The 25,841-nt window shown below is 52.3% G+C and carries 17 protein-coding genes and 1 pseudogene; 9 read left to right on the top strand and 9 right to left on the bottom strand.

From position 1 onward, the window contains the following. Positions 1-99: 99 nt before the first annotated feature. From BW686_RS09230 to BW686_RS09220, 3 genes are read left to right on the top strand one after another with little or no spacing between them, the layout of a single operon-like run. Positions 100-1,062, top strand: coding sequence for a transposase (locus BW686_RS09230; RefSeq protein ID WP_084916023.1), 963 nt, complete (start codon positions 100-102; stop codon positions 1,060-1,062). After that, the gene (locus BW686_RS27095) at positions 1,059-3,071 is read left to right on the top strand and encodes a transposase (protein WP_163010162.1); all 2,013 of its coding nucleotides are present in this window, start codon (positions 1,059-1,061) and stop codon (positions 3,069-3,071) included. Before BW686_RS09230 ends, BW686_RS27095 begins: the two co-directional genes overlap by 4 nt. Next, positions 3,068-4,417: a transposase gene (locus BW686_RS09220; protein WP_084916022.1), complete on the top strand. Its 1,350-nt coding sequence runs from the start codon at positions 3,068-3,070 to the stop codon at positions 4,415-4,417. Before BW686_RS27095 ends, BW686_RS09220 begins: the two co-directional genes overlap by 4 nt. A gap of 526 nt (positions 4,418-4,943) precedes the next feature. Here the strand turns inward: BW686_RS09220 and BW686_RS09215 are convergent. Further along, complete coding sequence (locus BW686_RS09215) at positions 4,944-5,333, bottom strand: hypothetical protein (RefSeq protein ID WP_084916021.1); 390 nt, start codon at positions 5,331-5,333, stop codon at positions 4,944-4,946. Positions 5,334-5,423: 90 nt separating this feature from the next. Between BW686_RS09215 and BW686_RS27090 the strand changes: the two are divergent. The 4 genes and pseudogenes from BW686_RS27090 to BW686_RS09200 all read left to right on the top strand — a co-directional run. Then, positions 5,424-5,554, top strand: a pseudogene (locus tag BW686_RS27090) (DDE-type integrase/transposase/recombinase); the annotation flags it as partial. Positions 5,555-5,931: 377 nt separating this feature from the next. Continuing rightward, on the top strand, positions 5,932-9,336 hold the full coding sequence (locus tag BW686_RS09210; RefSeq protein WP_143514176.1) for a hypothetical protein: 3,405 nt from the start codon (positions 5,932-5,934) through the stop codon (positions 9,334-9,336). A 4-nt stretch (positions 9,337-9,340) separates the two neighbouring features. Beyond that, entirely contained in the window at positions 9,341-9,802 is a 462-nt protein-coding gene (locus BW686_RS09205) for a response regulator (RefSeq protein WP_084916019.1), read from the top strand. Then, on the top strand, positions 9,795-11,033 hold the full coding sequence (locus tag BW686_RS09200) for a phosphorylase family protein (RefSeq protein ID WP_084916018.1): 1,239 nt from the start codon (positions 9,795-9,797) through the stop codon (positions 11,031-11,033). Before BW686_RS09205 ends, BW686_RS09200 begins: the two co-directional genes overlap by 8 nt. A gap of 386 nt (positions 11,034-11,419) precedes the next feature. On the opposite strand, the gene BW686_RS26960 is transcribed toward BW686_RS09200, so the two are convergent. Beyond that, entirely contained in the window at positions 11,420-11,539 is a 120-nt protein-coding gene (locus tag BW686_RS26960; protein ID WP_143514173.1) for a head completion/stabilization protein, read from the bottom strand. Between the two features lie 35 nt (positions 11,540-11,574). Between BW686_RS26960 and BW686_RS09195 the strand changes: the two genes are divergently transcribed. Together BW686_RS09195 and BW686_RS09190 are read left to right on the top strand one after the other, a co-directional pair. Beyond that, on the top strand, positions 11,575-11,871 hold the full coding sequence (locus BW686_RS09195) for a hypothetical protein (protein WP_084916017.1): 297 nt from the start codon (positions 11,575-11,577) through the stop codon (positions 11,869-11,871). A 791-nt stretch (positions 11,872-12,662) separates the two neighbouring features. Continuing rightward, positions 12,663-17,237 (top strand): AAA family ATPase, encoded by a 4,575-nt coding sequence (locus BW686_RS09190; RefSeq protein WP_084916016.1) that lies wholly within the window; start codon positions 12,663-12,665, stop codon positions 17,235-17,237. A gap of 245 nt (positions 17,238-17,482) precedes the next feature. Here BW686_RS09190 and BW686_RS26440 read toward each other — a convergent pair whose 3' ends face one another. From BW686_RS26440 to BW686_RS09155, 7 genes are all read right to left on the bottom strand, one after another. Then, positions 17,483-17,857 (bottom strand): hypothetical protein, encoded by a 375-nt coding sequence (locus tag BW686_RS26440; RefSeq protein WP_143514172.1) that lies wholly within the window; start codon positions 17,855-17,857, stop codon positions 17,483-17,485. Positions 17,858-18,587: 730 nt separating this feature from the next. Next, a complete protein-coding gene (locus tag BW686_RS09180; protein WP_084916014.1) occupies positions 18,588-19,361 on the bottom strand; it encodes a hypothetical protein in 774 nt (257 codons plus the stop codon). 429 nt (positions 19,362-19,790) lie between these two features. After that, entirely contained in the window at positions 19,791-20,495 is a 705-nt protein-coding gene (locus BW686_RS09175) for a hypothetical protein (RefSeq protein ID WP_084916013.1), read from the bottom strand. A 206-nt stretch (positions 20,496-20,701) separates the two neighbouring features. Then, positions 20,702-21,742: a FecCD family ABC transporter permease gene (locus BW686_RS09170; RefSeq protein ID WP_084916012.1), complete on the bottom strand. Its 1,041-nt coding sequence runs from the start codon at positions 21,740-21,742 to the stop codon at positions 20,702-20,704. Beyond that, positions 21,739-22,698 (bottom strand): ABC transporter substrate-binding protein, encoded by a 960-nt coding sequence (locus BW686_RS09165; protein WP_084916011.1) that lies wholly within the window; start codon positions 22,696-22,698, stop codon positions 21,739-21,741. The genes BW686_RS09170 and BW686_RS09165 overlap by 4 nt, the downstream gene beginning before the upstream one ends. Continuing rightward, entirely contained in the window at positions 22,699-23,478 is a 780-nt protein-coding gene (locus tag BW686_RS09160; RefSeq protein ID WP_084916010.1) for an ABC transporter ATP-binding protein, read from the bottom strand. It lies immediately after the preceding gene. Continuing rightward, positions 23,478-25,622 (bottom strand): TonB-dependent receptor, encoded by a 2,145-nt coding sequence (locus BW686_RS09155; protein ID WP_256898360.1) that lies wholly within the window; start codon positions 25,620-25,622, stop codon positions 23,478-23,480. The genes BW686_RS09160 and BW686_RS09155 overlap by 1 nt, the downstream gene beginning before the upstream one ends. Positions 25,623-25,841: the final 219 nt, after the last annotated feature.

The following is a 25,841-nucleotide window of genomic DNA, read 5'->3' as shown; positions in this document are numbered from 1 at the left end:
ACTAAGAACTTGCCCGAATGGCAAGGGTTTCACGTAAGTCATTGATTTTATCCCCAACGCAAATGATTTCGTGGTGCCCTTCAGGACTGGAATGCCTCAATGACTCCGCAACAAAGATTTGCCCTTATCATGAGCCGTCAAGGTCGATTCGAGTGGGGAGAAAAGTACATCCCCTCCACACTCGCCTTGCCCCGTGAAGCCCCTAAAGGGTCGCGTATCAGCAGGCTAAATAGTCGTAAGCTTGGCCGGGAGTTACACGCGCTTTCGACTCCTGAAAAAGTTTTCACGCAACTGGCTCTATACCATCCTTACCTGATCGATCTCCACGAGCAGAAAATGCTTTGGCCGCTGACGTATGGTCATCCATTACGTGGCCATCCCATGGCAAAGGGGTTTTTTCTGGCTCCGGTTAAAGGAACGGTAGAAATTGCGAAGGAGCTTGGGTTTAAGCATTACGAAATTGGTGTCGATTTGGCTGATGGGCGCCGAGTGAAGATGCCATTCCCCTACCAGGGTGACCTGCTGCTATATCTATTGGGCGGAGAAAGCATCCCTTACGTCGTCAACTGGACAGTAAAGGATCGTAAAGAAGCGTTCGGCGAGCGCAGACTCTCAAGCGCGAAAACCCCGGTACAGCAGAGTAAAGACCGTGCCCATGCGCAGCTTCGAACCGAGCTGGAAAAGGTTTACTACGCCAGCGCCGGCATACGCACCGTGCAGGTTTCTCTTGATGCAGTAGAACCTACAGTGGCCGCCAACCTGGATTTGCTGTTCATGACTCACCAGCTTCCGCTGACGCTTGATCCAAGCCTGCTTAGCGACTTCAGCGGTGCGGTATTCGAGGCCGTTGAGCAAGGCGACCCCGTAGCCTATGTAGCAATAACGTATGCGAAACGCTGGGGAAGTCGTGATCAATTTATTGCAAAAATTTACCAGGATATATGGGAGCGCAAGCTGCCGGTCAATTTCTTCCGGCCGATTCTTATCGACCGCCCTCTATCTACGGATGGCGGCGATCTTCTTGAGGCATATGGGACGCTCTTTCAGGAGAAAGAGTCATGATGACCGGTTCGAGGCTAACTGCGCCTGAAGGATTTCAGTGCTTGGCAAAAGGTGCGACCTATCACTTTCTTCGCAGTGATGGCGGCACCAACCGGGTACGCCTGGTCGAATTTGCTGACGATGACAAAGAGCTTAGATCACATCTGATCACACTTACTAGGATCGAGTTCGAGGACGCACTTGAAGCTGGCTTGATAGTGGAGGGCGGTATTACAGATCACCACCCCCCATGGCTTGAGCCAGTCGAGCGCGTTTCCGTTTCACACCGCGAAAGTCTGCGTGTATCGGTCAAGGAAAGCTACGATCAAAAGGTGAATCGACGTTTTGCAGCAATATCCGACCTCGTTTTACGACTTGAAGAGACTCTTGCCAGTAACAGCCCGGACTCGGTCATCAATGCCCATGCTAAGGCCTTGCGGCCTCAACAAAATGCTTCGCGCCTGCGGCTCTGGTTTTATACCTATATCGTATTTGGTCAAAACAAATGGGCGTTAATGCCGCCGCTCCATCGTATAGGTTGCTGGAAACGGGATGATCCTTCCCATGTCCGTAGGCTGGGTCGGCCCTCGGCCAAAGGCAAGAACTGGGGGTACCGTTCAGACAAGGCAATGAAAGAAAAAATTCTTTCCGGGTATCTCGCTTTCAGGTCTCCCTATAAAACCGCAGCCACTATTTATAGTGAAATTTTGACAAAAGTTTTCGGCTGCGTCGCATTGAAAAAACAAGGCAAAATTGAATTCATCCATCCTAACGGTGAACCCTTTCCCACACTTTCTCAAGTGAGGTATCAAGTCGAGCAATCGGTCAGCCCTAGGCAGCGGTCCATAGGTGTGAGAGGGACTCATAAAACTCGCGCTGTCTCCGGGTCCTACGGAAGCTTTGCTGATCGACTACTCAACGTAAACCAGAGAGTAGAGTTTGACGGTTACTACATCTCCGAAAAACTGTCAGGCGTTTCCGAAGGTAATGCGGTTGATAGTTTTTGTGTTGTTCGTGCGGTTTGTGCCCTCTCAGGGCTCGTCGTAGGCATTGGATTCGCCGAAGGCAAGGAGAACATGGAGGCATACAAAATGTGTCTATTTTCGATCGCCTCGAACAAGGTCAGGTATTGTGAGCTGTTTGCGGTGACTATTGAGTCAGACGAGTGGCCAAGTGAGGGACTTGCACGTGGACTCGTGTTTGACCGCGGCCCTGGAGCCACCTTCGATGTAGAATCTGAAATCACATGGCTAGGCACTTTTGAAAACACTCCCGTGTTCTCAGGGCAGTCTAAGGCATCCGTGGAAGCCTCTCATCCACGAGACAAGAAGACGCACGACCAACCGACCTATTTCCATAGCAAGCTGAATTTCGTCCGTATGGCTCAGCGGGAGATCGTGCGGGTACTCGCCGACAACCATACATCTGATGCCAGCCGTCGCTTAGACGAGGAGCTGATTCTGGCCGGGGTCAAGCCAACGCCGCTCGAGATTTTCAATTACTGGGATAGCCGAGGGCGGAACTCCGCTCACGGTATGCAGTTCGACACTGCTATCAGAGCTTTCTTAACTCAATGCCCGGCGGTCATTCGAGGCGATGCCGTGTATTTCTATGGTCGCAAATACAGATCGCCGTCCTTGGTCGCTACGGGAGTGTTTGATCGTGTGGCGAAAGGCGGGGTGATTTCTACAAAGGCCTTTACCCTGACGATGTGTGTCCGACACATTTGGATAGAGGTGTACGGCGAGCTCCATGAGCTCGATTTTGTACGCTCTCAACGAACGCTTGAGTGCTCCGTCGATATTTCGCTTCGAGACTTGCAAACAATAGATTTAATAAGACGTGAGGGCTCCGCAGCCCTTCGTGACGAAACCCCTGCTACTCAGCAGTATTTCTGGGATAGATTCAAACAGCTAACTGGAGAGGATGCTTTCGCGGGGCAGCGCAAGAATGGTCGTCCTGCGAAAAACGCATCAGCTAAGCGGGACTCCGAGGACTTGGCTCGTTTTTTTTCAGGGAAGGCCGGATGAACAAGGTGATAGATACCCGGTTCAGTGATTGCTTGGCCATGGAAGGGATTCGCGCCAAAGTCACTGTCAAGCCTGAGCCCGTCTCAGCGCTTGCCCACCTCGATGTCATGATCGCGGCTGAACAGTTCGCAAGCGCACTCAAAAAAATTTTCATCCCCAACGAGTTCTCGCTGGCATTTATCAGAGAAATGATCGGCAAAGCGGCGGTCCACAATCAGCAGTTGTTCACCAGTGAGGTTGCTTACGCATCAAAGATCTTCAACCCGCCAGAGGTGGAAGTTTTTCCAGTGTGTCTCACCGGGCTCGCTGGAGTAGGCAAAAGCGAGACCATTGCTGCTTTGCGCAAGGTACTGCCGCGACCAGTGGAGCTTTCGTGCGACCTATACGAAGGCACCGTAACCTTGATGTCGCATTGGTATGCCAGCGCTCGCGGTAAAGCGAGTGGCAAGGCGCTGCTTGAAGACTTTGTGCTCGGGGATGGCAAGCGTGTCGGAAGGACAACGGTCGCTCAGTTGCTTCAGGAATCTCGTAGTCGTGCTAACCGAGATGGCGTTTGTCTCGCACTATTGGAGGAGATGCAACACAGCAACACAGGCTCCGGGGCGGCCAAGGTGACGGACGTTCTATTGACCATGGCTTCGATCGGACCTCCTATGGTTTTTGTATGTAATTACAGCCTTGGTCACAAACTTTTCGGTAGAAACAGTGAGGACAGACAGCGCTTGCTCTCCGCCCCGCGAATCATGTTGCCGGACGACCCGTACGGCAAGGATTGGCAGGCGTATGTCGCAGAATGCTTGAGAGTCAGTAACGGGATCATAACAGTAGAACCAGTTGAGCTGGCCGCCGAGTTGTACCGCTGCACTTTTGGGATTAAGCGTCTGGCGGTGCAGCTATTAGCGCTTGCCTACGTGGAGTGTCGCATTGCTGGGCGGCAGTGGGTGGATCTGTTCGATATAACTCGTGCCTACCGCTCCGCCGCTTACACTGTCAGTGCCATGGAGGTAGAGGAGTTGCAGCTGCTGGCGCTGGGCGGTCGAAAAAAGAAGACGAATCGAGATCTGCAGTGCCCCTTTGATTTGCCTGTGGCGATGAGAGCCAACGTTGTGAATTTCGCTCGAGCCGATCGACACGAGCGGGTCATCGCTACGGTCTACGAATCAGCCATGACTGAGAAAGAGCGCGCGATCATGAACGATATACGTCCCCCCTCTTTGGAAACCTCAAAGTCGTCGAGGCCCCGCGTACGTGCTCCTGTCGTGACTCTGTCGGCCGATGAGCAGGCGAATGCATTCCTCGAATTCATCGAGACTGTTGCGCCTCAAAAGCCCAAGAAGCCGAAATAGTTAGGCATACGAGATCCTTCAGAGCTTCAAGATCATTGAGCCTTGGAAGACGGCTGTGAAAGGGTAACACTTAATTAAGTTATTCAATCTGGAGCGGGTATGGCAATTTTCAGGTCTGACCATATCTCTCGCCCCGTTCCAAGGAAGGCCGCCGCGCATAATCGCAATCCTGGCGGCACACATGTTCGCCCGCTGCGACTCTGGAGCAATCGAGAGACTTGATCTTCGTACCGAGAATAATTCTTCTATAGGTAACTGGGACCGGTGCAATCTGTACCCTAAGTTAGCAAGTACTTTGCTCCTCGCTCGGTAAGCCATAGGGCCTGAAAGGAGCATCATCGTCGCCACGCGATACAGGGTTAAACCGGCAGGCTCACCGGCAAAACTTTAACAGCTAGGCAGCGACCTCACGTCACTTGAGGGTATCCTCTGGATCGATTTGACTGAAAAGCCTGTCGAACTCGTGCGAAGTTACTTCCTGTTGCTTCGAATCCATATTCCCTCCCTGGCCTAAATGGGCTTCGGCTCAGTGCTGGCCCAGCTGAAATTGCTCAATACGCTTGTAGGTCTCGTAAAAGGAGATCATGTCGCCATTGGCCATGATTTCAATCGGTGATCGTCCCTCAAAGAAGGGATTATGGTTCGTGAGGCTTGGAAAACCCTGAACGTTCGCCGGATTGTCGAAGACGGTACGCAAGCATGCGTGGATACCGAGAACCATTCCAATGCGCTGCTGTTGATCCAAATCCAGCCTGCGGCCCGCATCCACGCCTTGCGAAACACGACGGAAAGTCGAGGTGGAGATACGAAGAATGCTGCATGCTTGGGCAGGTGTCGCTTGCCAGGCGCTATTGATCCATAGAGCGACCCTCAGGCCGATCGTGGATTGCTGTTGAGAACGACGTTTGCAGGTCATGGTGATCGCATCTCCTCTGCTGTGAAGCATTTTATCTTCAAATGCGGGCCCTTTCGTTACTGTTAAGGCGACTCTGTGCTATCGAACAAGAAACCGGATACGGATCTGGTCATCAAGGCGTTGGACATGGCTTACGAACATCGTGGCAGGCATCAAGGGCTAATGTTTCACTCGGATCAGGGCACGTCCAATATGGCAGTCGCCAGCTTCGCCAACGGCTTTAGCGTTAACGCATGTGCCAAAGCATGAGCCGCAGTGGAAACTGTTGGGATACGCAGATCACTATGCTCACGAGCGTCGGCCCAATCTGGCACGTGCTGGGATTGGCTCCTTTCAGTGCCTTTGTATTGACCTGTCGATTGGACGCTGACGCTTTCTGGCATTGCCGGGCCTGGCGTCTGTGACCTAATAGTAGCCTTTTACAACTTTGATAATGCTTGGCTTGAGCCCTCGGTCAACTTCCGACCACCTGTTGATGCAAGCAGGCATCAGGCAGAGTACCTTAGACGCTATTCAAAATAGGATGCAACGCGTGGAGTTTTTTTCAACCACTAGGTCAAAGCAGCAGGATTCTGGACAAGACAGGGAGCAGTGAAAATTGAGCGGTAATAAAAAAAAAGGGTCTAAATCTGCACTCAAAGATAATCCAGCGACGAGCTTTAAGCGGGTACTTCATGCTGCTCGGGATCTCAGATATGGCGTGGGGCTCGCGAGAGCATCAGCTGAGCCAAGTCAGATTCCCGGCATTGTGAAAACGTTGGGTAGCCAACAGATATACAAAAATCTTTTTGCACCGGTCACTTTTCCTAAGCGCCTAAAAGATTATCCAGCCCGCAGGCGCCTCAAGAGAATTTCAACGATAGGAGAGATCATCTGGACTGCATCTGTGCTCGGACTATTCACGGAAGATTTGGCACGATACGTCCACCTGAAAACCGAGTTCCATGAGCACTTCTATAATGGCCACTATGAGTTGGCGGAAAAAGTCCTCGATAAAATTCAATTTGTCTTTGGCTATTCTTTATGGCTAATCCACAGTAAGCTAAATCTACTTCAGAACGCCAAAGGTTTGAAAGCGCAGAAAGATTTTCTGGAGGAACTGCTGTCCGCTGGCAGCCCCAGCCAAATCGTCACATGGGTCTCCTATTATTTAAGCCTACAGGCTGAAGCAACTGTATCATTTACGGACTTCAGTGACGAAGTCAATCATATGATTGGCACCGGCGAACTGAGCGACTTTGTAATTAGAAAGCTGCTGCCTTTAGAGTCAAACCTAATCCTCGATCCCGCCACCCCCATTAGCTGGGATGAGCCACACTGTTTAATAGATAGGTTTGAAACGCTGATTGCCATGATCGTCCTACACTACGCGAGAAATAGTAGGTCGGGAACTTCAGACATGCTCAGCGCATTGACGCAACTGGAAAGAATCGGCGACCGCCGAGTTTGCAGGATTCTGCGAATCGCACGAGGAGAGCGTGTGCCGGCAGACTCGAAGTTCATATACTGGGCAGATCTTTACACACAGGGTAACTATAAAGCGGTGATCGAGGGAGAGTCGGAGATCCTTGAACTTATTGCGAGAGCATACGCCTGCTCAAATGTACAGCCTGTGTTGCTCAAGCCTACCTCGATCAAACAGACCATCATCCAATTAATGTTGAGAAGTTTGACATTTAGCTCCGACCGAGGCCAGTCGGATAAAGCATTAAAAAAAATGGCGCTAGCATGTGCCGGTCATCACTATGCTGATCAGATTGCCGCTTTTCTAGGGAGGGATCATGCCGCAGTGTTCACTAGCACGCTTTCGGACCTTGAGATAATCAATGCATTAACAGGGCCTGATGACAATCCATGGAGTACGTCGGTTTTTAATAATTTTATGGACCTGGACTGGGCGGACGCTCTTAAGGAGCGCTTCCCGGTTTCCTCTGCCTTGGTACTAAGCAGTGTAATAAAGAACGGCAGCGCGGTTCCTCTACTTGAAAAAATGGAGCTCCCTAACTATCGACTTGCAGCTTATGAAGGCCACGCTAACATGGTTAGCGGTAACTATCCGGATGCTATAATTTGCTATAAAAGAATGGCGATGTCTGAGGTAAAGTACGTCAGCGACTCGGCTCGAGTATTCTTGTTTGATGCATATATGGCGATGGATGATTATCAGTCCGCTATGTATTTAGTAGTTGATCATTGCATGGAGTCACCGTCGGCCGCCCGCGCATACCCAGTGGATACGCTGGTCACCACCTGCACTGCTCAAGCAGCTCTCAGAGAAGATATTGGCCTAGCTATATTAATATTTATCGCAATAAAGAACAACATAGGCAAGTTTGAAAGAGATCTGTCGGATACCTACGAAAATGTTCTCGGCGCATATGGTGTTGCTCGCCCATCGGACTTAGTCGCTTTGATATCCGAACAGAATTCAGCCTACGTCATCTTCTTTCTGAAGAACGTTTGCGTGCCCCGGTTGATGGATGACACCACGCTCTTTGATTCACTTGATGAAATTGATGGTGAGCGGATTTCGGTTTGCCAACAACTACTTCAGCTTGATCCGGTGAATGAACAGTCTTATCTAAGCGAAATTCGAATTATCACTCGCGATAATAATGTAGCTAAGCTCTTAGAGCAGGTTCAAAGCAGTAAAATATTTGTGGATGAGGATGGAATAAAACAGGTTTTGGAGTCAAGCTTGGTAAGCTCATTCGCGCGCTATAAGGAGCTACTGAATTCGCCCACGCTCGCGTATCAGGCTGAGAAGTTATCAAAATTATTGCTCGATATGATCAACAGCACTAATGACACCGATATTAAAAGCTTGAAGCTTCCAGCAACAGAGTTAGAGGGATTGTTCAGATCAATGTTAATGGAGTGTGTTTATCAGTTCGCCTTCAACCCCGCCTACGGACTTGATACACACGTCAGCACCACTATCCGCCATGGGTCGTTTGAGGGCCATTTGCGTAGTCCTCTCGCGATCGAGGACCTCCTTTGCATAAAATCCGGTGGTGAATATGTTCTTTCAGATAGCTGGAGCGCCATGCTGAGTGACTGGGAGAAACCTGATGTAGGTCGGGTTTTGAGGGCCCTTGGAAAATTTAGCAGCGCTTTTGAAGACTTAATCGCGGTTTATTTGAAAGAAAAGTTACATATGAAAACGGTGGATCTGCCTCAAGGGCTTTTTGGTTTTGATGCAGCGTCGAGAATGTCGGGTAAAGTCATGGATACGATCACGACTAACACTGATTTCGATGCACTGTGCGACAAGTTAATATCTTACTGCTGGGACCTCACAGAAATCTCCCTAAATAATATCAGGCACGAGCTAAAACTTAATCTTACTGGGCAGATGTCGTCCCATTTCGAGATGTTATTACACTCAATAGAGCTTGAGAACGCACACCACCGGGTTGCGCCATTGATCGACTCCATCGTAAGAGCACGCACGGCCTTCCAAGTTGCAGTTACAGATGTCGCAGAATGGTTTAAACGTCCAAGCAACTTGGCTCGCGATCCTTTTGACTTAGAGTTGGCGGTTCACGTCGCGCTGCAGCAAGTAAAAAATTGTTACGTTAAAACCCCCATAGTTCCAACCCTAGACATCAACGTATCTTACAAGATTCATGGCTCCATGCTTGACGGGCTGTGCGAGATATTTTTTATCCTATTGCAGAATGTAATTATACATGGTGGGGTACAGAATGAACCTATCGCTATCACTTTGACGGCAAAGTCGGAGAAATCTAGGGTGATTATTGAATGTTCGAATAAACTCAGCGACAACGTTTCAATAGAGGATAGACGAGACATTGCTTCCCTAGCCATGAAGTCATATGAGCGTGACTCTGCCCTACGAAGCGCCCGCCAAGAGGGAGGATCTGGGTTATCAAAGGTATGGCGGATTGCCGAATTTGACCTCAGGGCAAGCCATGAACTGACGTTATACGTTGGGGATGGTGGTATTTTTAAAACCAGTCTAGTGCTCAACTCAAGGTAACTGTATGAGAATCTACATCGTCGAAGACAGTCCTATCAAAGCCAACAACCTTATTAATTTTGTCAGCGATCTGCTCGGCGATACGCAAGATATCCATTTATATGCAAGTTTTCAAAGTGGGCTTAAAGCGATCGAGGCACACCCACCTCATACACTTATTCTCGACATGACGTTGCCTACGTTCGACAGGCGGCCAAATGCGCGCGAGGGTAGGCTCAGACCGCTTGGCGGATACGATATTATGAGAAAACTCAGGCTTAAAGGGATACATACCAAAATAATCGTTGTGACTCAGCTTGAGTCGTTCGGCGACGATGAAGACGAAGTGAGCTTCAAAGAGATCACTGCTCAATGTCATCGCGAATTCCCAGACGTCTTTTTAGGAAGCGTTTATTATGATCAAAATGGAACAAATTGGCGCCCTCATTTGCAGCAGTTATTGGCATTGGTGAATCTAGATGATTAAAATCCTACTCGTTGACGATGACAGTGAAAAACATCGTGTTATCACTAAGGTTACTCTCGAGGTTCCCGGAGTAAATGAAGACCATATAGACCACGTTTACGATGTCCTGGCGGCAAAAAAAGCCATCCGTACCAATAGGTATGATTTGGTCATCCTAGACATCAACTTGGCACGAAACTCTAACACCGGACCAGAGGTGGGGGCAGGCCTGGATGTCCTCCATTTTATAAAAAACAATAACCATGCAAAGCGACCGGGTTGTCTACTCGGCCTAACTGCTTTTGACGATGGTGCTGACGTCGCCGCATCTGAGTTTTCATCACCATTATGGAAACTGATGCGCTTTTCTTACACGGATGTTTCCTGGCACCACCCCCTAAAGGAGGCTTTAATCTACTTGCAAGGTCTTAATAAGCCACCTTTCGCCAATGACGGAAAAAACTACCATTACGACTTAGCCGTCTTCACCGCTATACAGGAGGAGCTGGATTGCCTGCTATCATTTGGGTGTTGGACGAAGGTGATTGTTCCATATGATCATGCTGATTATTATGAGACCGTGCTTAGCGGCCCCGACGGAAGCTTGAGGGCTGTTGCCACTGTTGCTCCAAGAATGGGCATGCCGTCTGCTGCAGTTGCTGCGTCTAAATTAATCCATACCTTCCGTCCCAAATATCTCGCAATTGCTGGGATATGCGCTGGCGTGAGAGGAAAATCTCGCCTTGGGGATATTTTGATCGCGGATCCTTGCTTCGATTGGGGAAGTGGCAAGTGGCAACGTGAAGTCGATACGGACACGCTGAGATTCCGCCCGGCGACTTACCAATGGCGTCTGGACGAATCATTACGAGCCGCAGCGAAGTCGGTCGCAGCAGATGATATATTCCTTAAGAATCTACATTACGATTATACTGGAAATAAACCTAATCACCAGCCTCAAGTGTTTATAGAGGCTATGGCAAGTGGTGCGTCTGTACTACAGGCAAGCTCCTTAATGAGCGATGTTCGGGATCTGCACAAAAATCTTGTTGGAGTCGAGATGGAAAGTTATGCTGTGTTTACTGCTGCGCAGCATGCAGCCGAGCCGCGTCCGATGTGTATTTCTATAAAATCTGTTTGCGATTTTGGCGATGAAACCAAGTCCGACGATGTTCACCATTATGCTGCCCATACTAGCTGTGCATTTCTGATTCAACTAGCCAAGCTGGCCCTGATAGAGCCTTCAGTTTAAAGTTTTTGATTACGCGTATACCCTGTGTAGTACGCGTTATCGCTAAAGAGCTGATCCTTGATGCGCTTTGACCTGAGCGCTCCGCAATGAAATGCCGAGGGGATGCTCGTTTCGGGACGAATGATGTGTACGAACTACATGGGAAGTCAAGGACCGGAAAACTGGGAGAGAGTCTTTTTTTACGCGAATGCATGTGTCGGCATTGATCAGTAAACGACCCAGCATGTGTTGCGTCGCGCCATATTCTCGAAACTGCGCGGGGGGAGTTGTCGCACCGGTAAACTCCCATCTATTCATTATTTCACCTTGTAGGTCGGTGAGTCCTCACGCCAGATCGGTTTTGACCTCAATCATGGCCATGGTCTGGCCGGTCACCAGCAAGTCCACTAGTTATTCGCCAGCAGGCGGCAACCTTTTTGGAACTTGGCCAGAAACAGGTCGGGCCAGAAACCATCGTTACCTATCCGTTCGTCTATCAGCACCGTGAGTTTTTCGGAAAAGCTCATACACTTCCCCTGCAGGCCAAGGAGGACTGCTCAACATGACCGATGAACAAGGAAAAGTTGTTTCTATAAAAGAGCGGCTTGAAGCGCGCCAGACCGCTGCCAAGCGTAAGCAGCAGTTCTTTGATAGAAGGCTTGAAGACGCACACGCAATGGCGCTCATGTTTATGCGCACTCAAGGTGACCATCCGGCGACCATCAAGGCTGCGCTTACAGTCGCTGACCGTTACATCGCAACGTTGAGGGAATGCGTCAATGTGCTGGGAGGTAGTAGTTTGGAAGTGACCGCTACCTTCCCTGATGGGAAGATGGCGATAGATAAGCTCTCGCAGTGATCCGTTAAACATCTGAACCTCACAAAGCTCCGCCGAGTGCAGGGTATACCAAGCTCAACAGCTAGCTGACCTGAAACGGATTTCCGCAGTACCTTAAAACGTTTCTCGGTGATCTTAGAGCCATTGCCCTGGCGCGATCTTGTCCATTAATGGCATATGACGCCCAGGAGCATCGCTGATTGAGAGGCCGTCAAATGGGGGGGAGCGCGTACCTATTTTCTTTATGACAATTTCGCTTCGTACGGTGCTGCTCACCGCCAGGGTAAGCCACAGGCTAAAACTATTGAGTCCAACACCTTGAGCAACGATCGGAATTTCTGCTGACAAGAAGACTTCTATGCCAACTCATGAAAAGAGTATGGATGCTTCCTCATGAAACCCTTTGTAATGCAATAACCATTGCGATGCGGCGATCATGGACAGCGCCCTGAAAAGCTCTGCCACGCCTCAAGTGCTCGATAATCATCCGAGGCAGTGCGGTGTAGGCGTGCGCAATCAGCTCCGCAGAATGCCCGGTGACAACATCAAGGATAACAGTCAATCTATACGCCACTACGTCACATTACCCCGGACCGCTTTTTGCAACCAATGAACACTAAAACGATAGGAGGCATCGGACGCTGTCATCAGCCGGTGCTACGCCGACATAAGGTGTGCGCCACTCTACGGCGTTGAGGACGTATTCGGATATCGCATGGCGCACTAGCTAAGCTTGCCGGAAAAAATAAGGTGCAGCACAGCCTTGGGGCTGAATAGTTTTGAGGACAGTGGTAGTCAAACAGGACAAGTAAATGAGCAAAGCAGGGATTCAGTCTAATCGAGGAGATGGCTACCAAACGCTGGTTGCTTTTGAATGGGCTTTGAGCGTCCTTTCGGACCCTGATTACCAGTGGCTTGAGGTAGATTCAGTAAGCTGCTCAGTGGACGATTTGGTCATCGGAAAAGTAAATGGCATCAAAATCTACTGCCAATGCAAAAAAAACCAAGCGCTCCATAAGTCCTGGTCTACCGCCGACCTCGCCGATGAGTTGCGCAAAGCAATTAGCTTGTTGGCGAACGATCCGACAGCGGAAATTCGCTTCTATTCTCGCAGCGCATTTGGTGATCTCTCAAGACTGCGAGAATACAGTACCAACTATGCCGACGAAACAACCTACCAAAGCAATCTGGGCAAGGCGCTCCTAGAGTCAGATACCGAACTAGGAAGTTTACTTGTCGAACAGGCGTCAAATCTTTCAACCTACCAATTCCTACGACGCACGACGTTTGAAATTAGCCCAGAACTGGACCGCATGGAGGCGTTTCTACGCGAGCGTTTGTGTCGGTTAGTAAGCAATGGGGCAGCGGCTTACAACACCCTATGGACACGCCTTGACTACCTCGGTATGCGTATTATCGGACATGGCGAAAGCAGCGCGACGCAACATCGACTGTCAAAAGATAACCTCAAAGTCTTGCTGGACGACGCAGGCTCGATGCTGACCCCTCCCATGGACATGGTAAAGGTTCGTACTGCATTCAAGAGCACTTCTGCCATTGGCCGGTCATGGCGCAGGGATATTGGCAGTGAAAGCCTTTCGAATCCATCCGTCAACGAACTCATCGAAGCCATTGAAGCCAAACATGGCTCCATCTTGCTCACCGGTTTGCCTGGATCTGGCAAGACCTGCGTGATGCTTGCCGTGCAAGAAGCACTGGAGCAACGCGCCCAAACCCGCGTTGACCTACTGCCGCTGTTCATTCAATCGCGCGAGTTCGCCGACATTGTCACTGCGCAAGACCGTCAGGCCCTAGGCCTACCTGAACATTGGGTAGAAGGCGCGGCACGTATGGCGGAAGATGCCCACGTGGTCGTAATTATTGACTCGCTAGATGTACTTTCTATTGCACGTGAACACAGTGTACTTGCGTACTTCCTTGCCCAAATTGATCGTTTGCTGCTGGTTCCCAATATTACCGTTGTCACTGCCTGTCGCGACTTTGACTGTCATTACGATCGGCGTATCGCTCAGCGAAGCTGGGGTACAAAAATCACCTGCCGGCCATTGCAATGGGATACCGAGATAGCGCCGCCGCTCGTAAAACTAGGCATTGAAGCATCGGCCATCGATACGACCACGCGTGAATTGATTTGTAATCCACGTGAATTGGCATTGTTTGTTGAATTAGCGCAGCAAGGAGGCATCTTCAATGTAGTGACCAGCCAAGCGCTGGCACAGCGCTACCTTGCTACGACCGTGCAGGCCAATAGCGCACTGGGCGATGCCGCCATGCAAGCCATCGAGGCCATCGCGACTGAAATGCTAACGTTGCGTAGTCTTGCGGTGCCACGTCAGCGATTCACCGCCTCACAAGATATTCAACGTGCACTTCTAAGTAATAATGTGCTGCATGAGACGCAGGATGGGCAACTGACATTCGGGCACCAGACGCTGCTCGACGTGTTGGTGATCAGCGGCGCGGTACGCCAAGCTGTTACTTTGAACGCATTCATACAACGGTTACCGCCCGTGCCTTTTGTGCGCCCCAGCATTCGCAGCTTTGTCACGCAATTGACAACCGGAGATCGGCGCGAATTCCGAAAGCAGCTGCGTACTGTTTTGACAGGCAACAATGCCTTTCATATTCGCCGTCTTGTGGCGGAAACTTTTACAGAACAGCCCCCACACGATGACGACTGGCTTCTAATACTCGACCTGCGCAACCAGCATCGTGATGTGTTTCAGGTGATCTACACCCAGGCAGCTCGGGTGGAATGGCATCACTTCTGGATGAGGCATCTAGTACCGTTTTTGAAAGATACCCGCGATGTTGACGGGTTAACGATGCATGTGCACCGTGTATCTCAATGGAAAAATGACGATGCCGTAGGGGTGTTCGCATTTTGGAGCGAGGTACTGACACTTGACGGGGTGGATAATGCTCAGCTGACAAATTCTATTGCACATGCGGTCACCCAAGTCCATGCAGACCATTCGGCGGTGCTTGTGCCTTTGCTTGTCGAATTGCTTAAGTTACCGAGGCAAGAACATACCTTTCTCGGGCATGCACTCGCGCGTTGCGTAAAAGATGGTGGTATGGATGATACGGTTCTGTGGCGTTATGTCGCTGGCGAAGTCACCGATGAAGATGTGCTTGCCCATAGCTTTGACAAAAAGCTGCACTGTCAACCGCATGAGTTTGGGACAAGCAATAACAGTTTTCTCGCAGATCGAATGCGAAAGTCCACGGCATTGCTTGACCTTGCTATAGCATCGATTGAGCGATGGAGCCAGGTCAAGAACTCACGTTATGGCGAGGCTCCGAAAAGTCTTTGGAGCGGCTTCTTGCACCAAACGTCATACAACGACGCACATACCCAGACCGAACACTGGCACCTTGATAGTGAACGCATACTGCTGGATGCCGTTGAAACTGCCATCGTGCATCACGCAAGCGCGCAATCGAGTTGGTGGAAAAGCAACAGCGAACGTCTGTGCTTCAGCACCGAAGGCGCATTGAGCTATTTCGCCATCCTCGCGTGCATGGCAGCACCAGCCACTAACCTGGATGTGATTGGCCGCATGCTTTGCAACAAAAAGCTGCTCGACTCAGCTTTGTCATATGAACTCGGCACGCTTATACATATCACTTTTCTGCACCTTGATGCGGCTACGCAAGACGCAATACATTCGACTGTTTTAACCCTCCACCGGGAAACTACATCAGACCCGAAGCATCATGCATGGATACTGCGAGATCAAGCGCAACTTATCCTTACCATCCCCTGCCATTTACGTTCAGCCGACGCACAGGGTGTATTGGACGAATGCGAAAAAGAAATATGGCCTCTGATTCGTCAGCCAGACATTCACATGCGTGGAGGAATGGTTAGCGCACCGTTTTCTTTCGAGGTGTTTCTTGGCGCAAGCGATGACTCCGTGCTGGGCCTGCTGGATCATTACAAAGCGTATGCCAGGAGCTCTTTTGATGACTTTCTGATGGGGGGAGAGCGGGAGGTTGGCTCACAGTTGTGTGAGGCGGCTTCGCGCCACCCCACACGCTTTATGGAGCTCTTATCAGCCAACTGGGAACGTATCCCTGACCGCTTTCGAGACTATCTCATGGAGGGCATTGCGACCTACTTGGCTTACCGCTACGGTAACTTGCAGGTAAATGGTACTTGGTTACCCGAAGATGAGCCCAGTGCGACAGCGTTGGCGCAGCACATCCTGAATGAGCTCGAAACGCATCCGAGTCATTGGCACCACAACCGCGTCGCGTCTAAAGCAATCGAGAGCTGCGCACACGTAGTTGAGCTTCCACAGGACGCTACTCGGCTAGTGTCTTTGGCAGCGGATTTTTCGACACTACTGGAAGAGAGCTCTATCTCAGGGGATTCCGTTGATTTGGTGACAGCTGGCATCAATATGGTCAAGGGTAGAGCAGCGGAAGCCTTAATGATCTTAGCCAATCAACTTGAAAAGAACGGTGTACCGTGGCCCCAGTTCCTGCCGAACGCGTTGCGCCTATTTGCCGCAGACCCGCACCCTGCTATTCGCGCCCTACTGCTGAGGCGAATGTCCTATTTGCAAAGCCATCACCCCGAACTTGGCTGGGAGCTATTTGGCCTTACCATGCAAGAAAAATGCCCCGGACTTTGGCCAATAGCCGAATCTAGTCTGTATTACGCTTACTTCCAAAAATTTGAAATTGTCGCTTTGTGGCTAGCACGCATTTATCACGACGGCAGCAATAAGGATTTTGAGACTTGGGGGCGCATATCCGCACTGGCTGCTCTTTCGAAACGATTGGACTTTTCTTCTCTTCTCGTGAAAATCAGTGCAGGGGAAACCGTCGAAGCGTGGTGTGGTGCGGCAAGCGTTTGGACTCACAGCGACAACATTCAGCAGCACCGGGAACAGTGCCTGGCCGGTCTTAAGGCAGGGTTGAATGCAGAGAATCATTATGCTGTTGCAGTTGCCCGTAAATTCTGCAACCTCTTCCAAGGGACAGCGCCGCTGGTTGCTGTACCCATTAAACTAATTCGGCGCTGCTTGTTCTTGCTAGCAACAGAAGCTGATTCTGCACGAAACGACATCTATGGCTTCAATGCATGGCTTAACGCTATGTCACTTCGCGATCCAATGTACGCATTAGAAGCGACCGAGATTTACCTTGATTTTGTTCGACAGGCAACCCCATATCTATACGACCATGAGAGCAACTTTACACAACTGCTAACCCGCCTTTTCGCGCAGGCTGAAGAACAGGAGGAGTCAGACGGTGGTGCGATGCTGCAGCGAGTGATAGCGACGCAGGATTTGCTGCTGACTCTGGGTGTTGACGGCATAAATGACTGGCTTAAAGCCGCGGAGCGTCGATGACCAAAAATTGCGAAATAGGCGCTTAACGAAGGTGTCGCCATAAAGCTCATGAGATTCATGCGCAGCGCCAACCACTAAAATCTTCTGACACCAAAGGGTAATGAAAGACAAAATTAGCCATCATAGCGATACAGCTGTAACCCTCCGGAGAACTGCCTGCGGCTCGACACTTGGTTGATACGGGTGCCCCCCGAATAGTCAGAGCAAGGTCGCCGCAGTCGAAGTAAGCTAATCTCCCGGACTTCTCAATGAGGGCGTTTCTCGAGTCTGCGCTGAAAGAACTGGCGCAGCCAGTCATAAACATCGAAGTGTTCCCGGTCTTCGTCCCGTGCCAAGGACTTGACGTGGTTACGCAGAACCAAAACACCCCACCAGGTCCCGCTCCACAACAGCACGGTAAACGGTAGCGCGATGGTCGGATATATCGACGACCAAGGGAGATTGTCGGTCCAGTCCCCGAACCAGCCACTGACCACCATAAATCGCGAAATCGATGATGTTATCAGTGCCGTCGTGTAGGATCCGGTAATGATCTTGATAAGCAACGCGCAGGCAATTGTGGTCGAGGTGTTTCGTTTCAGGATGGCCCATAAAATAGTAAGACCAACTAACACCAGCATTAGGCTTAGCCGGAATATTATAATCTGCTCTGCAATTTTTGCGAAAAATTTACCTATGTCAAAGAGAGGTGTGTTACTGAACCACACCATAAAAATAGTGAGCAAGCTGAGCGCTAGTGAGAACAGTAAGGCGGTTGCCGTATATCGGACAGTGCTACGCCAAGGGTGTTCTAGACCAGAAAGTAGCTTGTAACAATGTTTCATTATGAATATATGCATGGGTTTCCTATATTTCCAATTTTATGGATTTTAGTTCTCTTGATTTGGCCATACTCTGCCTCCATAGCCCCCGTCATTGATATTGCTCGACCAGCTGAAGCCTTTGAGGCCGAAAATTCATCCGAAGTAATGATGGTTCCAATCTCAACAAGGAAAGATATTGGTGATGCACTATTGATACTGCACCAAGCCAGAGCGCCTCGCTTGCTTGAGATCAAGCTTCCTTTTCTATCCCAGCTGGATTTGACCTGTTGGCGAGCGAAATGTGAGTATGATAGCAAATTGAGGTCGTTGTGTTGTTGGGCGCGCTAGGGCGAAAGTTTGGGGCTGATTTTCTTCTGTTGAGAGGAGCAGAAAACGACCTGTATCCGCCTAAGTCGCAGAAGGTAGTCAACGGATCAATCATGCGTTCCTTGCTGCGGCTCACATGCAACTCGTCCGCTCTGGGTTCACAGCCTCAGGGGAGGTTAAAATTCAGCCTTGTTAGGCGGTTGATCGACTACCTTGGACGTCACAGTGGGCACAGGCTAAGGTCACGAGCAAAGTAGTAATCGTAACTGGTCGTCACGGCCTCCCGATTGATATCAGCAACGTCACACCGGTTTAGTCGGCCTGAAGGTGTTGTAGGATGGGCGTAAAGACAGCGGGTAGGTGATAGTGGTAACGCCAGCAGGTTAAAAAAATTGTCTGGAACGATAAACTCTCCATCGTCAGCCTTCAGCAGCCTCCATGTTATATCGCGCATCTTCATCCTCTCGGTAGAGTTGGACAGTTGTAGCTGAATGGACGGCGCGGCGAGGAAGCGACTGGAAACGGTGAAGTCGGGACGAATGTACCCAATACCCGCCGCTTCAAGCTGCTCTTGCTCATCCTTGGTGTAGTTTCGCCTTAGACCGATTACTTCCGGGGTGCCTACTGAGGGGTCGGCTGTATGGCCAATTTTTTTTCGTTGAGCTCGGATATTCCACAGACAATAGAACTCGTTGATTATAGAGAAGTGCTGTGGTCCCATTTGAAAAGCTGGATCATCTAGCATCGAGGCGAGCGTTTGGAAGGTGTCCTCGATGTCCTTCATAAATCCAGCTTCCGCCCTTTGATCCCAGATGCGCTGAGCGCCAAAGGTCTGATCAGAGGGCTTGGCGTAAAACATTCGCTGGGACGACTTGTGGAATACCTGAACGGCCCCCTCTTTGTTTGCGTAGCGGGCAATACTGGCGCTAGGGAACGTGTGTTGGTTGACCGTCAGCTTGTGTGGATTGGTTTTCTGGGGTGGTTCGAAGGTCATGACGCAGGCTCGTGTGCGAGTGGCAGAAACGGTTGATGCTGCCGGGAGGGCTCGCCGACCAGCCGCCGGTGCATTTAAACGTACTCTAAGGCCGCATCGTCCAAGCCGCGACAGTTTTAATTCTCAAGCGGTTTGCTTTCACAGGGGGTTATAGATCGCTGCGACAGTTTTGTGTTTTCTCATCGCGGGTCTGAAAGCAGCGAAAACTGGGACCTAGGTGCGACAGTTTTAATTCTCAAACTTCAACTTTGGGTTTAGAGAATTAAAGCTGTCGCAGGGGCCAGTGAGATTGTTCATCTTGGCTCCCGCTAGGCGTTTTGGATCTATAAGCCTACCGAGGGAATCCCCTGCAAGCTTCATGGAGCCGCCAAGTGTCAGAAAGAAGGTCCTTCAACATTATGCACGTCTTGAAAACGGCTACTGAAAAACTCACCGGTCTACCTTGGTAGAGAAAATGCGGCCAATCCAGGACGCCGCGCGCCTGGAGCGAAGTTCTTCTACATTTACGAATGTGTATTCTTGATGCTCCCGCGCTTCCTGATCCTTCAACCTACGCAGGGATGAAATACTGGTGCGATGGTAAAACAACATAAAAAGGGCAATCACCATAAATAGAAAGACGAGCAGCAACGCTGGCGATCTATAAGCGTGGAAAACTGGATAAGTCAGTATTCCCAGGCCGCCCCCAACAGCGCCGAGTGCCCACCGATTCTCCTGATGAGGCTCCACGACTTCGACGCGCTGCGAACGCACGACCAGAGACCTTCCAGGGCTCCGCCATACACATAATAAAGAATACACAATTGCGCAGACAACGAGCGGCATACAACTGATCAGTACCGACATGCCAAGCCCTAACTTAAACTGCTTGTAAGTGACGACCAGCGCCATTAAAAATGCGAACCCAGGGGCAACACCCAAATTCGTAAACAGCCTAAGACTGGCGTACTTACTAAACTGTTCAGTCCGGTACGCGCAATCAACGCACCAGTAAGTTATCCACATCACAAATACAGCGGCAGGGATCGTTAACGCACTCGGTACAACACCTGCCGAAAACACGGCCAGCAGGGCGAACAAAAACCAAGCTCCCCCTATGCTGGTTAAATATCGATGCGGTTCAATATTGAACATTACTGCTCTGTTCCCGTCAGCAAATTACCGAAAGACGTACCCAATCGGTGACATCGTCGCTCATGGCAATCTGTATTGCGAGGCCCACCCCTCATCCAATCGCAATTATTAATACAGCCGGCGCACTCACGGTCGCATCAATCACTACCACTTGGCCTTCGCCTCAGAACCTACAGCCTACTCAGTTGGCCATGAAGTGCCCATGCCTAACCCCGCCTCATCATAAAAATAAAAAACACCCCGCCCAGCAGCGCCGTCGCAATACCTATCGGCAGATCCTCGGGCGCGATCAGTGTGCGTGAGATGACATCCACCCAGATCATCAACAACGCCCCGAGCAGTGTGGCGACGGGCAGCAGGCGTCGATGCTCCGAGCCCACCAGGCGTCTGGCCATGTGCGGCACCATCAGGCCGACAAAACCTATCGAGCCGCACAGGGCGACCAGCACGCCGGTCATCAGTGAGGCGATCAGGAAAACCAGCAGGCGCACGTTGCGCACTTGCAGACCAAGGCTGATGGCGGTTTGATCGCCGCCCATCAAGGCGTTCAGGGAACGCCCCAAACCCTGCAACAGAACCCAGCCGGACAGCACCGTGATCAGTGGCACGGTCAGCAGTTCCCAGCGTGCGAGGCCCAGCCCGCCGAGCATCCAGAACAGTACTGATGAGCTGGCGCGATGGTCGCCCAGAAACAACGATAAGTTGGCAATCGCCATCATCACGAAAGACACGGCAACTCCGCCGAGGAGCAGACGATGGCTGTCCAGGCGACCTTTATGGCTGGCCAGCCACAGCACCAGACACAGGCTGACCAGCGAGCCGGCAAATGCGGCCAGTGGCAATGTCAGCATGCCAAGCACTTCCCCCACATGCATGACCACGATAACCGCGCCAAGTGTCGCGCCCGAGGTCGCTCCCAACAGGTGGGGGTCTGCCAGAGGGTTGCGGGTTGCTGCTTGCAGCACGCTGCCAATCAGCGCCAGCCCCGCACCTGCCAGAACGCCGAGTAATACGCGTGGCGTGCGTATCAGCCAGACGATGGTTTCCTGTCCCGCTGTCCAGAGCGGTGGGTTTTCACTGGCCCCGAACAGCTTGAACATCAGGATATCCATCACCCGGCTCAACGGCACAGGGGCCGCGCCGAAGGTGATGCACATCAGGCATGACATCAGCAGCACGAGCGTCAGGGTGATCAAAAGACCGGTGTAACGGCTTCGCCGCTCGGTCAGCCACTGCGCCAGCGTCATTGCTTCACGTCATGAAATGCCGCTGCGAGCGTTTCGATGGCCGTGACGTTATCGATGCCAGGCGTTACCGCCACGTAAGGCAGGACGACATAGCGCCGGTTGCGGATCGCGTCGATGGATTGCAGCGCCGGGTTGCTTTCAAGGAAGTGCTGTTTCTGCACTGCGCTGACTTCGCCGTAGTCGACGATCACGATAACCTCGGGGTTGCTCTGCACAACCGACTCCCAGTTGACGTGGGTCCAGCTGGCCGCCACGTCCCCCATGACATTCTGACCGCCAGCCGCGCTGATCAGTGCCTGAGGGATAGCCAGGCGTCCGGCGGTCATGGGCCGGTCTTCGCCGCTGTCGTAGAGAAAAACCCTGGGCGACGGTTGGCCTGCCACGCTTGCCTGCACGTGGCTCACGGTGCGGCGCATCTGCGCAACCAGTGTTTCTGCCCGGGTCTGCACGTCGAATATCCGACCCAGATTAAGCAGATCGTTGTAGACATCCTCCAGCGTCGCTTCGGCGCGAGGCATGATCTGCGCACAGGACTCGGTCAATTCGTAAGCCTGTATGCCCAGCGGCGCGAGGCTTTGCGGCGTGACATCGCCGCCCACCCGCATGCCGTAGTTCCAGCCGGCAAAATAGAAGTCAGCGTTGGCATTGAGCAGCGTCTCCAAAGACGGGTATTTACTGGCCAGCTCCGGCAAATTGCCAAGATCATGCAGCAGGCCCTGATCAGGTTTGTTCCAGCCAGTGATGCCGCTGTAGCCCACCATGTGCGATTGCAAACCCAACGCAACCATCATTTTGGTGAGGTTCACGTCATTGCTGACGGCGCGCTTCGGTGCCGCAGTGAATGTTACCGAGCGATCGCAGCTTTGCACGGTGACGGGGTAGGCGGTGGATTGCGCATGCACCGTCGGGCTGCACAGCAAGGTGATCAAAGCCAGACGGGTGAGCAGGGCGTTCATCTAAGGTATCCAGGTAATGCGCGGGTAATCACGCAGTGGGTGACTGTCGACCAGCGCTTTGGCGCCGAACACGTGGAGCAGCATTTCAGGGGTCAGTACTTCTCGAGGCGAGCCTTGGGCAATGAGCCGACCGTGATGAATGACACACAGGCGATCACAGAACGCCGCCGCCAGGTTCAGGTCATGAATACTGGCCAGCGTCGCCACGCCGAGTTGTTTGACCAGGCCCAGCAGTTCCAGCTGATGGCGTGGGTCCAGGTGATTGGTCGGCTCGTCCAGCACCATCAACCGGGGCTCTTGCACCAGTGCCCGCGCCAGCAGGCAGCGCTGCTTCTCTCCGCCGGACAGCGTGTCGAAACGGTGCTGCTCATATCCCGCCAGCCCGACGGCTTTGAGGGCGCTCTGCACAATGGCGCGGTCGTGATCACTGTCTGCGGCGAAAAACCCCTGATGAGGTGCGCGGCCCATGCTTGTCACGTCCAGCAGCGTCAGACCGAATGCGTCGGGAAACTCCTGGGCAACCACCGCGACGTGTCGGGCGCACCAGCGGGGGCTGCGGGACCAGATGTCGTGATCGCGGATGACGACCTTGCCGCTGTGCGGACGGCTGTAGCGGAACGCGCAACGCAGCAGGCTGGTCTTGCCGCTGCCATTGGGGCCGATCAGACCGACGAACTCGCCAGCGGCGATCTGCAGGTCGATGTCTTTCAGGGCGAAGTGTTCGTGCGCGCAGACCGACGCCTGTTCCGGTGCCCACGCGAGACGCTCTAGCGCAAGCATCAGAAACTCAGGTCCGCAGTCACGTACAACGAGCGGGGTTCGCCAAGAATCCATTGCTGACCACCGTTGTACTGACTCGCTGCGTATTGGCGATCAAACAGGTTGCGCGCCTGCAAGCCGAGCGTGGTATTGCGCAGTGCTTTCCACGACAGGCTGGCATCGGCCACGGTGTAGGCGGGCAGTCTGCTGGTGTTGGCACTATCGGCGTATCGGCTGTCGACATAGCGCAACCCGCCGCCGATCTGCACAGAACTGCCCAGCTGTTTGTCGAGCCACAGGTTAGCCGTGCGCTTTGGCACATCGACGGGTGTATTGCCGTCACGCGAGACGGCCACGCCCGATACGCTCTGATCAAACTGGTCATAGCGCGCGCGGACGATGGCCGCGTTGGCGGTCAGTGCCCAGTCCTGCGGCAGTTGCAACTTCATGCTGGCTTCAAGCCCGTCTGAAGACTGCTGCCCCACTTGTTGGGTGAGGTCAGGATTGCCGGCATCGGTGGTGAGCAGCTTTTTCTTGACGATATGGTAGGCCGCCAGCGTCCACTCGAGGCGTTGGTCCCATAGGGCCTGTTTGAAGCCCACTTCCGATTGTCTGGCCGTGGCGAGGTCGAATTGTTGCTGCGTGGGATTGAGTGACACGAGGCTGCCAATGCCATCGGTGCTGGTCGAGTATTGAGCGTAGGCAGAACTGTCCGGCGTCAGCGCGTAAACCAGTCCGACCTTCCAGTTGTTGCCGATCAGGTCTTTTTCCGTGCGGCTGTCGTCACGCATGGCATTGCGTTCGATATCCACATAATCACGCCGCACACCTGTGATCACCGAAAGCTGATCGTTCAGCTGGGTGCGGTTCTCCCCGAAGACCGACAGTTGTCGGGTCGTGCTGTTGAACAGTTCCAAATAGGGTGACGCACTCTGAAAACGGCCCGCTGCGGGGTGCTTGAAGTCAATGGGGTCTCCCGCAGGGTTCACATCGTTATAGGGCGAATTGTTGGTCAGCTTGAAGCGGATGCGGTTGACGTCCATTCCCAGCACACTCTGGCTGTCCAGCCCGGCCAGGCTGTGTTTGAAGGTGAACGTCTGGCGATCTCCCACCTGCTCCTGATCGTGCTTGATGCTGAAATACCCACTGCGCGAAAGTTGCTGAGTGGCAACGTCCCAGTTGTAGTTTTCGGCGTTCTGCCAGCGTCGGTGCGAGGTCAGGTAGTAAAGCGTGTTGGATGAGGTCACCTGATCGGAGATCTGCCAGTCGGTGGTCAGCCGTGTCCATTGATCGTCGTAATGCTGTCTGTCGTTCTCGATGTTGTAGTTCTTGTTTCGCAAGCCCTCGTGGTAGCGGCCGTTGATCAGCGGTACGCCAAAGTAATTCATGGGGCGCTGGTTGCCGCCGTCGTGGGCGAGGGTGAACGACAAGTCTTCGCTGGCCTGCCAGTGCAACGCACCGCTGAAGAACGTGCTTTGCGAGTCGCCGTTATCGATCCAGCCGTTACTGCGCAATTGATTAAGGTTCAGGCGATAGCTCAACTGGTCGGACAACGAGCCGCCACTGTCGAGCGCTGTCTGCTGGCTATCGTACGAACCGTAGCCAAGCCGCAGGTGGTTCTCGATATCGCCTTCGAAGGGCTTCTTGGGGATGACATTGATCACGGCGCCGGTGGCACCTTCCCCGTAAAGCACGGAGGCCGGACCGCGCAGTACTTCAATGCGGTCGATTGCCCAAGTGTCGACCGGCATGGTGACGGTGCCCATGGCGCTGTACATGCGGCTGCCGTCATACAACTGCATCACCGATCCCTGACCGGTGAACCCCCTCGCGGACAACGCCGTACCCCCATCGCCGGGCGTACCGATAGCCGTGATGCCAGGGCTGCGGGCCACGGCCTGCTGCACATTGGCATCACCGCGACTGCGCACTTCGTCGCCATCGAGAGAACTGGTGCTCGCCGGGGTCTGCAAGGCCGTTAGCGGCAGGCGAGAACCGGCGCTGTTGATGGAATCGAGGTGTTCTGCATTTTGCGACTGGGCCATAGCCTTGATCGTGGACGGAGCAAGCTCGACCTGTTCAGAGGCGTTTACGTAACCCGCGCTGCAGGCCAGCAGGCAGAGCGTTGTGGCGACACGTCGGGAAGGGCAAAGAGGGATGGTCATGGAGTGGAGGATCGCTTCGGCAGGCTGCGTTTAATGTTCTCCAAGTGTTATAACATAACATTTAGAGGTCGGCATATACGCTGCTGGGTCTGCAGATACGAGCAAGGCTCGCTATTCAATGACCGGTTTTTTAATCTGAAGCGACAGAAAGGCTGCGTTCTCCGGCAAACCACCACAGGGCGGCGGCAAGTTGCAGTCGGCAATCAGCGGGCTGCAATA

The organism is Pseudomonas syringae, assembly GCF_002157375.1.
Taxonomy (GTDB): Bacteria; Pseudomonadota; Gammaproteobacteria; order Pseudomonadales; family Pseudomonadaceae; genus Aquipseudomonas; species Aquipseudomonas syringae_T.
The sequence above is the reverse complement of the archived record's forward strand: the minus strand, read 5'-3'. Positions and strand labels throughout refer to the sequence as shown.